Source organism: Pseudomonas sp. PA-6-3C, from assembly GCF_021605825.1.
GTDB classification, from domain to species: Bacteria; Pseudomonadota; Gammaproteobacteria; order Pseudomonadales; family Pseudomonadaceae; genus Aquipseudomonas; species Aquipseudomonas edaphica.
Genome location: NZ_WKDV01000001.1, coordinates 46,830 through 59,209, shown reverse-complemented (window position 1 = coordinate 59,209; position 12,380 = coordinate 46,830). Strand labels below are relative to the sequence as shown.

Genomic DNA, 12,380 nt, shown 5'->3' with positions numbered 1-12,380 from the left:
GTGAACCATGCGCCGCTGCCGCTTTATTCTCTTATGGCTGACCCTCTTATCGGTACTGAGCGGATGCGGTGAAAGCGTCGAACTGCACCGCAAGTTATCCGAGCAGGAAGCCAATGAGGTAATCGCTGAATTGGCAGACAAGCACATTCGGGCACAAAAACAGCTGGAGAAAGACGGCGTGGTCGTTCGCGTGCGCACAGATGATATTGCTGCCGCGGTCCACACGCTTGCCGCCGCCGGGTTACCAAAGACTGCGCGCTCTACGCTGGGCGACGTATTTCGCAAGGAAGGTGTCATCTCGACACCGCTTGAGGAACGGGCGCGCTATATCTATGCCTTGTCTCAGGAGCTGGAAGCGACCTTGTCCAATATCGATGGGGTTCTCGTCGCCAGGGTACACGTGGTACTGCCCGAGCGGGTCGCACCGGGAGAGCCGGTACAGCCGGCCTCGGCATCGGTCTTCATCAAGCATGATCCACGGCTGGAACCCGACAGCTTGCTGCCGCGCATTCGGCGGATGGTCGCCAGTAGCATACCGGGCATGACAACAGCCGTTGCAAACCCGCAAAAACTGACCGTGATCTTCGTACCGGCTACCGCCTACAAGGAAAAGCAGCAACTCGCCTACTTCGGGCCGTTTCTGATTAAGCCCGGGGACCTCGCTTTTTGGCAGACCATGGTGACATTGTTCTTTATCGCCCTGTTAGTGGGGTGCGCTGCAGCGGGGTTCTGGGTGAAAAAGGCGCGCGGCGCCCAACAAGCCGAGCCGAACACGAATGACGCATGACAGCCTCAGTTGGGCCAAGTGGTGGGCCTGCCCATGGCTCGATTCGCCCCATGACTGGCCGCCTTTCGTCCCTTCAGTGCCCTATTCGAGAACACTCTGCCAGAGCCAGCACGCGGCAATGGCAACGGCGTTGGGAATTGATCCATGCCTGCCTGTCGAACCGTCTCCAGCACTGTTGCAGTTGGTACTTGAACCTGAACAACGCAGAGACCTCATCCTCACGCTGGTCGGCGGTGTTTACCAGATCAAGAACCGCACGCCATTGAGCCAAGACCTGCAACTCTGGTGCGTACGCCTTTCCAAGGCACTGCTGCCCAACACCCTGCAAACCCACACTGAAGACCCCCTGCACTATCTACGCGCCTGGGTAGAACCCTCTGTGTGGCAGCGGCTGCGGTTGAGCTTTGACCGCCATCGGGTGCTCGCCCTAGAGAAGAACCCTCGACTGATCGATGCCCACGACAAGCTTGAAACTATTTGGAAGGCCGCAATATGGCGCACCGGCGCGTCAAACAACGAGCCGGTGCTTTCCTTCGCCGAGGAGTCCCAGGACGATGTTGTGCAAACGCACGATTGAGCTACGCAAGCCGCTTCCTTCACGGACCTGCTCGCTGATTCCCTTGGAAACGTTGGCGGACTGCGCCCGCGACACCGAATTGTTAAACAGTGCTCAGGTTCAGGCAGATGAGATCCTGCGCCAGACCTATGTGCAACGCGACCAATTGCTGCTGCAGGCTCAACATGAGTTCTGGCAACGCGCCAATCGCCAATTGCATCTGTGGCACACGCAGCAGCAAGCGGTCCTCGACAACATCGAACGCATCGCCACATCAGTCACCCACAGTGCCATTCGCAGCTTGCTCGAGGACACAACGCCCACTCAACGGGTGTCTGCCATGCTCAAGCAAATGCTCGCAGCCCAGGCCCCGGCGATCCGCGCAAAGTTGGTCTGCAACCCGCAGGATCAGGCGGATGTGGAACATTGGCTGGATCAACACACCGAAGCGCCCTGGCACCTGCTGTGTGACGAGTCTGTTCAGCCACAGATGTTGATCCTGGAGGCAGAGGAAGGCAGCTTTCGTATCGACTGGGCCTCTTCGATCAATGCCCTGTTGGTGTCTCACACAGACTTTGTTTCAGAGGATTAACTTCTCAACCGGCCTGCTGCATTTTTTATCCAGATATTTAAAAAATCGTGGAACGGATCCCAAAGGTAAACCACATAAAAAATACACGTTCAACGGAGATCAGCATATGAAACTCGACGCACGCGAGGGCGGGCAAATCTTCAGGGATTTAAGCAAAAACAACCGGCAGTTCGAACAACTCGGTCAGGGCATCCCTGATGAAATAACCTCGAAAGAGTTTTCATCACTGCTGGGTGAACACTTCAGGCTGAAACAAAACTTGATGCTACAGACGACTGCCGCCGGAGCGGTTCTCGGCCACCGAGCCGAGATGGGAAAAATCATTTTCAATGGGACCTGAGTGTTTCAGCGCGCGGCTCACTCAGTGGCTGGCGGGGGCAGAGCAAGAAATCACGCTGCTGGAGGGCGACGACGCCATAACCCTGCGTCGTTACCCGCAGTGTTTTTTGCTCAGCGCTCAACTTACCCATCAGCTAAAGCACGCACAAACAACAATGGAAACCTGGCTACAACTGGGTGGAGCAAGCCTGGCGTACTTTCAGGGAGCGCTTTCAGTCGAGCCCTCCACGGGGCAGCTCTGGCTACTTCAATGCGTCACGCAGGAAGACCATCAGGCCGTTCTGTTTAACCAACTCGAATCCCTTCTCAATCAGCGCGACACCTGGCGTTCCACGGCCAAGCGGCTGGCCAGAACGCCCAAAAAATGTGGGCCAACTCCACTGCGTGCGCAGTTTTATTAACTAGAGAATCCTATATGAACACCCTCATTTACAAGCGTTTACGCTTGTCTATCAGCTCGCCCTGTGCGCGTTTCAAACACGCCGACTGGCGTATTCCAATAGTTCTGATGTGCCTGTTGATACCTCTGCAAAGCCCCCTTGCCGCCATTCCAGCGGAATGGAAAAACACGGCGTATGCCTACGAAACCCAGTACAAGCCTGTACGCGAAGTGCTCGAAGACTTCGCCCAGACCTTCGGCACCCAACTGCAAATCGAGGGCCTGCTGGAGGGCGTGGTCAATGGCAAAATACGCGCTAATACTCCCCAGTCCATGCTCGACAGGCTGGGGGTCGAACACCGCTTCCAGTGGTACCTGTACAACAACACCCTGTACATCAGCACGCTGGATCAGCAAGAGTCTGCGCGGCTGGAAGTTTCGTCGGAAACGATCGCTGACCTTAAAAAGGCCCTGACCGATATCGGCCTGCTCGACAGCCGATTTGGCTGGGGTGAATTGCCGGATGATGGCGTTGTACTCGTCTCCGGTCCTAAACGCTATATCGAGCAGATCAAACAGTTCAGCAGCCAACGCAGATCTCCGGATGAAAAACAGAGCGTGCTGACTTACCCGCTCAAGTACGCCAACGCGGCGGACCGGATCATCGATTATCGCGGAGAGAAGCTGACCATCGCGGGCGTGGCCAGCGTGCTGCGTGGGTTACTGGAGCCGCGCTCCACCTCCACAGTCGCCAATGCCACCCAATCTTCCGGCGCTTCTTCACCGTCGGCCCTGATTACGCCCAACGTCCCGCGGTTGAACAACCCTCTGCTGGAGCAGATGCTCGCCAACCCCACGAATGCAGGAGGGCTGTCGACGGGCGCCTCACTCGGCCCTCGCGCCCCACGCGCAACCAGCCGAATCCGGGTCGAAGCCGACGTGCGTAATAACGCGATTCTGATCTACGACCTGCCTGAGCGCCAAACGATGTACCGCGAGTTGATCACCCAACTCGACGTTGCACGCAAGCTGGTGGAGATAGACGCCATCATCCTCGACATCGAACGCACAAAGTTGCAAGAGTTCGGGGTTGAATGGGGCTTTCAAAACAGCCGCTGGCGCGGCGGCGTCAACGTGGCACCGGGCACGACTTCTCAGTTGTCGATTGGCAACCCCGGGCGCTTCTACGCTCACATACGTGCCCTGGAGTCCCAAGGGCTGGCAACCCTGGTCTCCAACCCTTCCGTGCTCACCCTGGAGAACCAGCCGGCGGTCATCGATTTCAACCGCACGCGATACCTGAAGGCCGGCAGAGACTACGCAACCATTTTACCCGTGACCGTCGGCACCAGCTTTCAGGTGGTACCACGGGTGATCACCAGCCGTGGTGGCCACCAGATCCATTTGGTGGTGGATATTGAAGACGGTAACTTCGACGAACTCAACCTACAGCCCGATGACCTCGATGTTCGCCGTGGCAAGGTGAGCACCCAGGCGGTAATGGCGGAAAAGCGCTCATTGGTGGTCGGTGGTTTCCATGTCACAGACAACAAGGACAAACAAAGCAAGGTGCCGCTCCTGGGCGATATTCCTTTGCTGGGCAAGGCATTGTTCTCCTCGACTGAACGACAGAACAGTCGACGCGAGCGACTGTTCATCCTCACCCCACGGGTCATCGGCGACCAATCTGACCCTTCGCGTTACTTGCCCCAGGAGGACCAGGCCCAATTGCAGGCTGCCCTCAAGCCTCTGGCGCGCCGGCAAGCCGCCCATCTGCCGCCCATAAACAGAAGCGATATCACCAGCACCCTGGCGCACCTGGTCAGCGGCGAAGTCCCAGACGGTTTCAAGGCAGGGCCAATGCCCCTGCAACTGGACACGTTGTGCGCCACGCGCGATCTGTTGGCGCTCAACAGCGAGCGCAGCCAGTGGTATACCGGCGCGCAGTTCAATGTGGCGGTGGTGGTCGTGCGCAACCAGATCAAACGCAACGTGCGCATCGATGAAAAAGAATGCAGCAACTCACAAACGCTGGCGGTCAGTGTCTGGCCACGCGCCTGGCTTAAACCGGGTGAAGAAGCTGAAGTGTTTATCGCCATGCGGCCCGTTGTGAAAGATGAACACATCGGCGTACCCCGCCCTTCCCTTCTCACCGCCCCCTTGAAGACCACGCCATGAAGCACGGACTCTTGAGTATTATCCTGATCGGCGCAGCAATGATCGCCGCCGGCTGTACGCCAACCTGCAAGGGCGACTCCTGCACGCGCCCGCAATCGAGCAGTGACAAAATGGTGGTCTGGTGGCCACCAGAGATGCGCGTAGACTCCGGCCCCTCTGGGGAGCGGGCAGACTACCAGACCATTTCCCTGGAACGATGAGACTCACGACACAGCCTGACGATGCATTGCATCGTCAGGTTTTTTTGGCCGACGTGCGCAGAGGCGTTGCCGCCCACCTGCAACTCCTCCCAGGTATCCACCTGTGTACGCTGCAAGCCGGCACCCGCCCGGGGTTGGCCTTACACATCGCGCGCGAAGCATTACAAGCCGGGCAGGTGCAGCGGGCACTGGAGCGACGTTTTGAACAAGCAGTGAGGTACGACGGTTGCTTTGTCTATCTCGACGCCCAAGGGACCCTGGTCATCTGGCGCTCGCTGCCTACGCACCACAACGCGCTTGATAGTGCCGTCAGCCGCTTGCTTTCACTGGCCAACCTTGATGCATTGGATGCCCGCGCCACGCGTTGATCAGCGTTGTTCCAGCTCAGGCAACTCCAGGGTTTCGCGCTTGGCTTCATCATCCAACTCACGCAAGGTGCGGTAGATCAGCGCGACCGCCTGCAGGGTTTCACGAGGGATACTGGCGCCGAGCTTATTGGTGTAGAGCGTGCGGGCCAGCCATACACACTGAATGACCGGCACGTCAGCCGCTTTAGCCCTTTTGATCAGTGCACGCGCGTCGGCATCCGTGCCTTTGTCCACCAGCAACGGCAGCGGTGTCTTGCCGGGGCGGTAATACAACGCGACGGCAAAGTGCGTCGGGTTGACGACCAACATGTCGGACTCTTCCAGCTTGGGCAACTTGACCTTTGGCTCCTCCTGAGCCAATTGCTGCGCCAGCGACCGTCGCTGGCCCTTCACATGGGGGTCGCCTTCCATGTCCTTGTATTCCTTGACCACCTCGACCTGGGTCATGCGCATGCGCTTGGCAAAGAAGTGTTTCTGCAGCGTCAGGTCGAGAAGTGCCAACACCAGCAACAGGCCCAGGCACACATGCAACAGGTAACGAAACAGATCAATCAGCGCCAGGATATAACTGGACAGGTCGCTATTGGCCAAGTTGATCAAGGCCCCAAGGGAAGGACCGATCACCGCGTACAACACCACGCCTAACAACACCGCCTTGGCGACCCCCATCAACAGGTTCATCAGCGACTGGGCGGAGAACATCTGTTTGAGCTGACTAAGGGGGTTGAGGCGTTTGAAATCCAACTTCAGGATTTCCGGCGCGAACAGCAAGCCGAACTGCATCCAGCTACTGAGCAGCTTGACGGCGATTGCCACTGAAGCCATCAGCAACGCAAAGGAAAAAAACACCACCATGGCGTCGAGCAGCACCTCTTCCAAGGCTGACACAAAGGGTCGGCTGATGCGGGATATCGGCAGCAGCATCATTTCCTGAAACCGCTGCAGGCTGCGGTCAGCGGTCCATAGCGCGATCTCGCTGATGGCTGTCAGCACCAGAAGCTTGCCGACATCCTGGCTTTGGGCAACCTGGCCTTTCTTGCGTTGATCACGCAGTTTCTTGGCACTGGCCGGGTGTTTTTTCTCACCGGAATCACTCATGGCATCGCCACCTTGAACATCAGCCCCAGGGCGTGCTTGAGCTCGCCCAGCAGGCTTAAGCGGCCGACGATCAGGTCCTGCAACAGTTCAAAATACAACAGCAAAATACCAATACCCGCCAGGCACTTGACCGGTGGGGCCAGCGTACTCACCTGCAACTGCGGGCTATAAAGTCCTAACAGGGCAACGCCAAACTCCAACAACAGCAGCACCGCGATAAAAGGTGCAGCGTAGAGCATCATGTGGGTGAACGTGTCGCCGAGCAGGTTGAGAAACATGCCAAACCCATTGGCGTGCGGAAGTGGAAACCAAACGGTAGGCGGCCAGACCGAGTAGCTGTCCCAGATCACCTGCGTCAGTGCTCCAAGCCCCAGGGTGGCCATCAACAAAAAAATCGCCAGCTCCTTGAACAGATGCCCGATGGGTGTGGCATCCGGCCCAAGCGAAGGGTTGAGCTGGCCACCCGCCAAGGCTCCCCGCTGGTTATCCAGCAGCGCCCCCACCGCCTCGAACATCCAGAACGGCATCGACAGTAATACGCCCAGCAAGGTCCCCAGGGCCGCCTCCTTGAGCACCAACGCGCTGAGCATCAGCGTAGAGAGTTCCTGGTCGGCGAAGGTGGCATATATACCCGGTGCAGGCAGCAGTGCCAGTACTGCCACAATGGCGTGGCGCGGCATCCCGCGGATATGTTGAAAACAAAACGCCGCGACCAGAAAGGCACAAGGGTAGATTCGCGCCATGCCAATCAACAGGCTGGGCAGGTAGTCAAGATACTGCAGCACAGGCAAGACCTCAGTTCAGCGCAGAGCGAGAGATCATGTCGAATGTCAGATTGATCAGCTGAATCAACTCCACACCGATCCAACGCCCCGTCATGACCAGCGTGACACCCACTGCCACCAGCTTTATGCCAAACGGCAAGGTCTGGTCCTGTACCTGCATCAGCGCCTGTACAAGGGAGGTCAATACGCCGACCACCACCGCCACAATCAACGGCGGTGCCGACAACACCACGACCAGCAGCATGCCCTGCTTGAACAGCACGATCGGTTCCATACGCCACTCAGAGATAAGAAAAGAAGAGGCTGTCGAGCAGCCGTGACCACCCGGAAACCATCACGAACAACAACAGTTTGAGCGGCAAGGAAATGGTCATCGGCGAGACCATTTGCATGCCCAATGCCAGTAGCAAATTGGAGACAATCAGGTCGATCACAATGAACGGAATGTAGATGAGGAAGCCGATCTCGAACCCCGCCTGCAATTGCGACAGCACAAAGGCAGGCACCAACAGAATCAAGTCTTCTCGCTGGACTTCCTGCGCCATGGCTGCCGGCCACAGGCGCCCGGTGTTTTCCAGCAAGTGCGTCAACACATCCGGGTCAATATTGCGCAGCATGAATGCACGCAAGGGTTTGATTGCCTCACCGCCGGTGTGCAGAGCCATCTGCACACTGCTCAAATCCAGCGGCGAAACCTTGACGCTCTCGGCGATCTCGTAACCCACAGGCGCCATGATAAACAGCGTCGCCGCCAGCGCGATGCCATTGATAGCCATGCTGGGAGGCACTTGCTGCACGCCGATAGCGTTGCGGGTGATCATCAGCACAATGACAATCTTCAAGAACGCCGTACACACGATCAGCAGCATGGGCATCAGCGACAATGCCCCCAGGAACAGCGCAAGTACGAAGGGATCTATGCCCTGAATACTCATCGAGAAAAAACCACTCGCGTCACTTGCAGGCCCAAGCGCCCATCCACTTCCACCAACTGCCCCTGGCCGATCGGCCGATCACCGTAGTACAGGCCGGCCATTCCCGGCGCATAACCGGTAATACCCAATACTGAACCCTCAACCAGGTTGCGCAGTTCGCCCAGGGTCAGGTTCAGCACACCGCAACGCACGCTCAGCGACATGCTCAGCTCATCGAACGGTTCATGCCCGAACACTTCCATCACTGGTTCGTCTTCCGGCTCAGCGTAATAGGCTGCTGAAAAGTCCTCGTCCACACTCGTGTCCTCTATAGAAGTCAGGGTCAGGCACAGCGGCCCGGTGTCGTCGTCAATGCAGCCATGAAGGCGCTGCCTGCCAACCTGCACGTAGCCATTGCCCTGGGGTTGAAAAAAAGCCTGCTCAAGCACCAACACATCGCCAGCCCGCAGGTTGCGCACTTGTGCCAGCGGTAACTGCACGCGCCCAAGGGGCACGCCAATGGCCAGCTTGAACGACGCCGGCATCGGCGCGGCGATAGAGCGCCAAGGTGCGGCATCGCACAACGCTAGAAAGCTCTGGTGAGCCAGCCACACATAACCTACGACCCGAGAGGCCCCCAACGTCACGCTCAACCTGCAGCCGAAACCTGCGGGACGCGCAGTCACCAGCAATCGCATATAGCCAAACAGCGCTTTGACTTGGGGACTGAGGTGCTGCTCAAACAGCGGCCAGAACCAAGAATGTGGATCGTTTCCTGCCTTGGCCAATGGCACAGGGCATTCGCCCAGCAGGCTCAACAGCGGCCCCGCTTCAGCGAGCGCCAATACACCGAGGGCGGTTTCGAAGCACAACGCCTCGCCGCCAACAGGGGCACGCCCGGGTTCAATGAGCAGTTCACCCTCTTGCCCGGCAACCTTAAACGGCAAGCGCAGCCCACGCCCCAGCCTGCGGCGCGCAGCGACCGTGCTGTGCTTGACCACAGGCAATGTCAAAAAGGGCACCTTCATCATGAACGGGTACCTGGCAGGTAGAACTTGACCGGCTGCCCCAAGGCTTGCGTGCATCGTTCCTGGCATTGCTGCCGCACGCCACGCAGCCAACGGTTGGTTGCCTCTTCCTCTGCGTCCAGTTCAATGGCCCAGGTGTTCTGCTCACGGTGTACAAGTGCGTTAACCCGCCCCAGGCGCGGCATGCACAGCACAAACTGCAGCGGCCACTGCCCACCGGCCTGTATAGGCGCCACCAATTGTTCAACCAACATATCGGCCCTGGCCGCCTCGACTGAGGCCTTGATGTCCATGCGCGAATGTCCGAAACGTTTCTCTGCAGCACCGCCTGCAAGCAGATAAGCAAACAGTCGCCCTTGCTCCACGGGAACGTAGGCCGCCACGGAGGGTTCGCGCTCCTCCCGGAGTTCGCGCATGCGTCGCTGCTCAGGAGCGGCATTTGAAACCTGTTTCATATCGATTCCTGAGCGAGCAATTTGGACAGTTCCTGAAGTTTTTCCACCTGGCGCAAACACTCCGTGGCGTACTTCTGGGCACTGCCAACCTCTATTTCCTTTTCCGTGTGCTGCGCTCGCAGTGCTTGCACCTGGCCTTCGTCCCGCAGAGTGCTTGCCGACAATGAACGTTCTTGTAACCCCCAGGACTTCAGCGCTTTGAGCGTCAGCACCTGGCCCTGATGCTGGCTGAGCAACTGCGCACTTTGCCGAGCCTCCTCCTGGCGGGTTTGCTCAAGGGTTTGCTGGGCATCCTGGATATGTGCCTGCAGGGTTTGCCGTGCTCGCTTGGCCTCACGCAATGCACGCTCAGCGCGGTCGGCCCGATGACGGCGCAGGCGCCGCAGGGTCTCGATTTCAGCCATCGACACGTCAGAATGGGACATAGGCCGTCAGCTCCTTGAGTTGCTCCAGTGTTTCCGCCATTGGCGAGGGTTCACGCAAGTCCTGGCGCAGAAAACTGTCCACTGCGCTGCGACTGTCTACCGCCAAGTCGGTCAATACATCGCTACCCGGCTGGTACTCGCCCAGCTTGAGCATCAGCTCGATCTGCTGGTACGCCGACAACAGCCGACGTAACGCCGTGCCAGCCTGGATATCCCCAGGCTCGGCGACGTTGCTCAAGATCCTCGAAAGGCTGGCCAATACGTCCACCGCCGGATAGTGCCCACGCTCGGCCAGCTTGCGAGACAGCACGATATGGCCGTCGAGCAGCGAGCGAACTTCATCGGCCACCGGGTCGCTCATGGAGTCCTGCTCGATCAGCACCGTGTAGATCGCCGTGATCACGCCTTCGCGCGTCAACCCGGCACGCTCGACCAACCGCGGCAGCAGGCTGTATACCGAAGGTGGCAGGCCACCACGGCCCAGAGGCTCGCCGGCGGCGAGGCCAATTTCTCGCTGGGCCCTGGCGAACCGTGTGAGGGAATCGATCAAAAGCAGCACGCGCTTGCCCTTGCTTCGGAAGCCTTCGGCCAAGGCTGTCGCCGTGAAGGCTGCGCGTGCCCGCTCCATGCTCGAACGATCAGAGGTGGCACACACCAACACCGCTTTGGCGCGCAGTTGATCATCGAGTTCATGATCAAGAAACTCGCGCAGCTCTCGGCCTCGCTCGCCGATCAGGCCGAACACAATCACGTCACACTCAACGTTGCGGGCTATCTCCGCCAGCAATGTGGTCTTGCCGCAGCCGGCCCCGGCAAACAGGCCGACACGCTGCCCCTCCCCCAGCGTCAACAGCCCATCGATCGAACGCACGCCGGTGGCCAGCGCGCGGTTGATTCGCGGCCTATCGGTGGGCAAAGGCGCTTCGCACAACACAGCGCTGGTATCCGGTGAGTCGACCAGTGCAAAAGCGCTGGCGCCTTCGCCGGTAATTGGCCGCCCAAATCCATCCAGTACCTGGCCCAGCAGCTTCTCGCTGACCTGTACCTGATGGGATATGCCCAGGCGCTCTACGCTGGCCCCCACACGCACACCTTCCAGGTTACCCAGCGCACTGAGCACGGCATCCTGCTGGTCGAAACCAATAATTTCGGCGAGCATGTAATCGCCTTGTTTTTCCACCTGGCACAAGTCGCCTATACGTGCCTGAGGCAGCCGACATTGCAGTAACATGCCGTTCACACGCTGCACGCGCCCGCGCATTGTCACCGGAGCAAAACCTGCCAACGTCTGGGTCTGGTGCCGCTGCCAAGTGTCGAGACGCGCCTGCAAATCCTTAATCACCAGCGCACCTCATAACGCTGCGCGCCTTCGAAAACCACCTTGCTGTTGTCAATCATCACCAGGCGCAAGTCGTCCACTTGGTCCCCCACAAACAGTCGGGTTCCGTCCTCCAGCACAACGTGACCGTTCGCCCCTCCGATAATCTGAACGATCTTGAACGGCAACTCATTGTTACGCGCACGCACCCGGCTGATCACCGGTACAACGCTGTCGAACTGCTCACCAAAGCGGTCGAGCATGCGCGTCACCAACGCCAGATCCTCCTCGGAAACATCGCCGTTGAGTGCAACCTGGCCATTGATGACCTGCAAACTGACCCGCTGGCTCAAATCACGCTCACTGAGCATATTCAGCAACTGTTGGCGCACCTCGAATGGCGAGGCCAGCTCGACTCTGTGGGGCACTGCCGGCATCAACGAGGCCTGGGGATCACGCTCGCCCGTGGAAGCAATACCCACCACCATGAGGATGACGGCAACCACCAGCACCACACTGATCAGGCGCTTTTGCTGCGAGTGTCCCAACGACGACAACGTCAACGGCGGGGAAGTTTTCCTGGCCGTCACCTTGGCCGAAACCTTGGCCGGTGTGGCCGGGGCGGGTGCTTCGGGCCAGGGCTGATCCGCCACGGCGACATACAACCGTATGGCGCCCACGCCAAACTGTTCGCCCAGCGCCAGATTCGTGATCTGTGCCACTACCTGCTCTTTCGCATCCTGCAACAGCCCTGCCTGGGCCTGCACCGACCAACTGGATCCGACCAGCCGCAACAACGCATGCTGCTCGGCGATCCCCGGATCGCTGAGCACCAAATCAGCCTCTGCATGAGCACCGATGCTCCACTGTTCACCAAACAGCGGCAGCGCAGCCCCTTGGTGCAGGCCATCGAGAACACGCAGCTCAAACATCATTGAGCGCTCTCCTGTGCAGAAAC

General features: G+C 58.8%; 17 protein-coding genes. 8 read left to right on the top strand and 9 right to left on the bottom strand.

Features of this window, described 5'->3' with window-relative positions:
• The first annotated feature begins 7 nt into the window (after positions 1 to 7).
• The 8 genes from sctJ (at position 8) to GIW48_RS00255 (ending at position 5,399) form a co-directional block, all read left to right on the top strand.
• Positions 8 to 787 carry a type III secretion system inner membrane ring lipoprotein SctJ gene (gene sctJ, locus GIW48_RS00290; RefSeq protein ID WP_017137647.1) on the top strand — a complete coding sequence of 260 codons (780 nt, stop codon included), beginning with the start codon at positions 8 to 10 and terminating at the stop codon, positions 785 to 787.
• Positions 777 to 1,364 carry a type III secretion protein gene (locus GIW48_RS00285; protein ID WP_236460583.1) on the top strand — a complete coding sequence of 196 codons (588 nt, stop codon included), beginning with the start codon at positions 777 to 779 and terminating at the stop codon, positions 1,362 to 1,364. The genes sctJ and GIW48_RS00285 overlap by 11 nt, the downstream gene beginning before the upstream one ends.
• Positions 1,342 to 1,935, top strand: coding sequence for a type III secretion system stator protein SctL (sctL, locus tag GIW48_RS00280; RefSeq protein WP_236460582.1), 594 nt, complete (start codon positions 1,342 to 1,344; stop codon positions 1,933 to 1,935). The genes GIW48_RS00285 and sctL overlap by 23 nt, the downstream gene beginning before the upstream one ends.
• Positions 1,936 to 2,041: 106 nt before the next feature.
• Positions 2,042 to 2,275 (top strand): hypothetical protein, encoded by a 234-nt coding sequence (locus GIW48_RS00275; protein ID WP_099549219.1) that lies wholly within the window; start codon positions 2,042 to 2,044, stop codon positions 2,273 to 2,275.
• Positions 2,265 to 2,675 carry a hypothetical protein gene (locus GIW48_RS00270; protein ID WP_017137651.1) on the top strand — a complete coding sequence of 137 codons (411 nt, stop codon included), beginning with the start codon at positions 2,265 to 2,267 and terminating at the stop codon, positions 2,673 to 2,675. The genes GIW48_RS00275 and GIW48_RS00270 overlap by 11 nt, the downstream gene beginning before the upstream one ends.
• A 14-nt stretch (positions 2,676 to 2,689) precedes the next feature.
• Entirely contained in the window at positions 2,690 to 4,831 is a 2,142-nt protein-coding gene (gene sctC, locus GIW48_RS00265) for a type III secretion system outer membrane ring subunit SctC (RefSeq protein WP_017137652.1), read from the top strand.
• A complete protein-coding gene (hrpT, locus tag GIW48_RS00260; protein WP_017137653.1) occupies positions 4,828 to 5,031 on the top strand; it encodes an HrpT family type III secretion system protein in 204 nt (67 codons plus the stop codon). Before sctC ends, hrpT begins: the two co-directional genes overlap by 4 nt.
• Positions 5,028 to 5,399: a transcriptional regulator gene (locus GIW48_RS00255; protein ID WP_138450775.1), complete on the top strand. Its 372-nt coding sequence runs from the start codon at positions 5,028 to 5,030 to the stop codon at positions 5,397 to 5,399. The genes hrpT and GIW48_RS00255 overlap by 4 nt, the downstream gene beginning before the upstream one ends.
• Here GIW48_RS00255 and sctU read toward each other — a convergent pair whose 3' ends face one another.
• The 9 genes from sctU to GIW48_RS00210 are packed head-to-tail and all read right to left on the bottom strand — an operon-like array spanning position 5,400 to position 12,354.
• Entirely contained in the window at positions 5,400 to 6,497 is a 1,098-nt protein-coding gene (sctU, locus tag GIW48_RS00250) for a type III secretion system export apparatus subunit SctU (protein WP_099549216.1), read from the bottom strand.
• Positions 6,494 to 7,282: a type III secretion system export apparatus subunit SctT gene (gene sctT, locus GIW48_RS00245; protein WP_099549215.1), complete on the bottom strand. Its 789-nt coding sequence runs from the start codon at positions 7,280 to 7,282 to the stop codon at positions 6,494 to 6,496. The genes sctU and sctT overlap by 4 nt, the downstream gene beginning before the upstream one ends.
• A 10-nt stretch (positions 7,283 to 7,292) precedes the next feature.
• On the bottom strand, positions 7,293 to 7,556 hold the full coding sequence (sctS, locus tag GIW48_RS00240) for a type III secretion system export apparatus subunit SctS (RefSeq protein WP_099549214.1): 264 nt from the start codon (positions 7,554 to 7,556) through the stop codon (positions 7,293 to 7,295).
• Between the two features lie 7 nt (positions 7,557 to 7,563).
• Positions 7,564 to 8,217: a type III secretion system export apparatus subunit SctR gene (gene sctR, locus GIW48_RS00235; protein ID WP_017137657.1), complete on the bottom strand. Its 654-nt coding sequence runs from the start codon at positions 8,215 to 8,217 to the stop codon at positions 7,564 to 7,566.
• Positions 8,214 to 9,224, bottom strand: a complete 1,011-nt coding sequence (locus tag GIW48_RS00230; protein WP_177033767.1) for a FliM/FliN family flagellar motor switch protein — start codon at positions 9,222 to 9,224, stop codon at positions 8,214 to 8,216. Before GIW48_RS00230 ends, sctR begins: the two co-directional genes overlap by 4 nt.
• The gene (locus GIW48_RS00225; RefSeq protein ID WP_017137659.1) at positions 9,224 to 9,679 is read right to left on the bottom strand and encodes a type III secretion system HrpP C-terminal domain-containing protein; all 456 of its coding nucleotides are present in this window, start codon (positions 9,677 to 9,679) and stop codon (positions 9,224 to 9,226) included. The genes GIW48_RS00230 and GIW48_RS00225 overlap by 1 nt, the downstream gene beginning before the upstream one ends.
• Positions 9,676 to 10,104, bottom strand: a complete 429-nt coding sequence (sctO, locus tag GIW48_RS00220; RefSeq protein WP_177033730.1) for a type III secretion system stalk subunit SctO — start codon at positions 10,102 to 10,104, stop codon at positions 9,676 to 9,678. The genes GIW48_RS00225 and sctO overlap by 4 nt, the downstream gene beginning before the upstream one ends.
• On the bottom strand, positions 10,091 to 11,446 hold the full coding sequence (locus tag GIW48_RS00215; RefSeq protein ID WP_017137661.1) for a FliI/YscN family ATPase: 1,356 nt from the start codon (positions 11,444 to 11,446) through the stop codon (positions 10,091 to 10,093). The genes sctO and GIW48_RS00215 overlap by 14 nt, the downstream gene beginning before the upstream one ends.
• Positions 11,443 to 12,354 carry an FHA domain-containing protein gene (locus tag GIW48_RS00210; protein ID WP_026013747.1) on the bottom strand — a complete coding sequence of 304 codons (912 nt, stop codon included), beginning with the start codon at positions 12,352 to 12,354 and terminating at the stop codon, positions 11,443 to 11,445. Before GIW48_RS00210 ends, GIW48_RS00215 begins: the two co-directional genes overlap by 4 nt.
• Positions 12,355 to 12,380 lie beyond the last annotated feature (26 nt).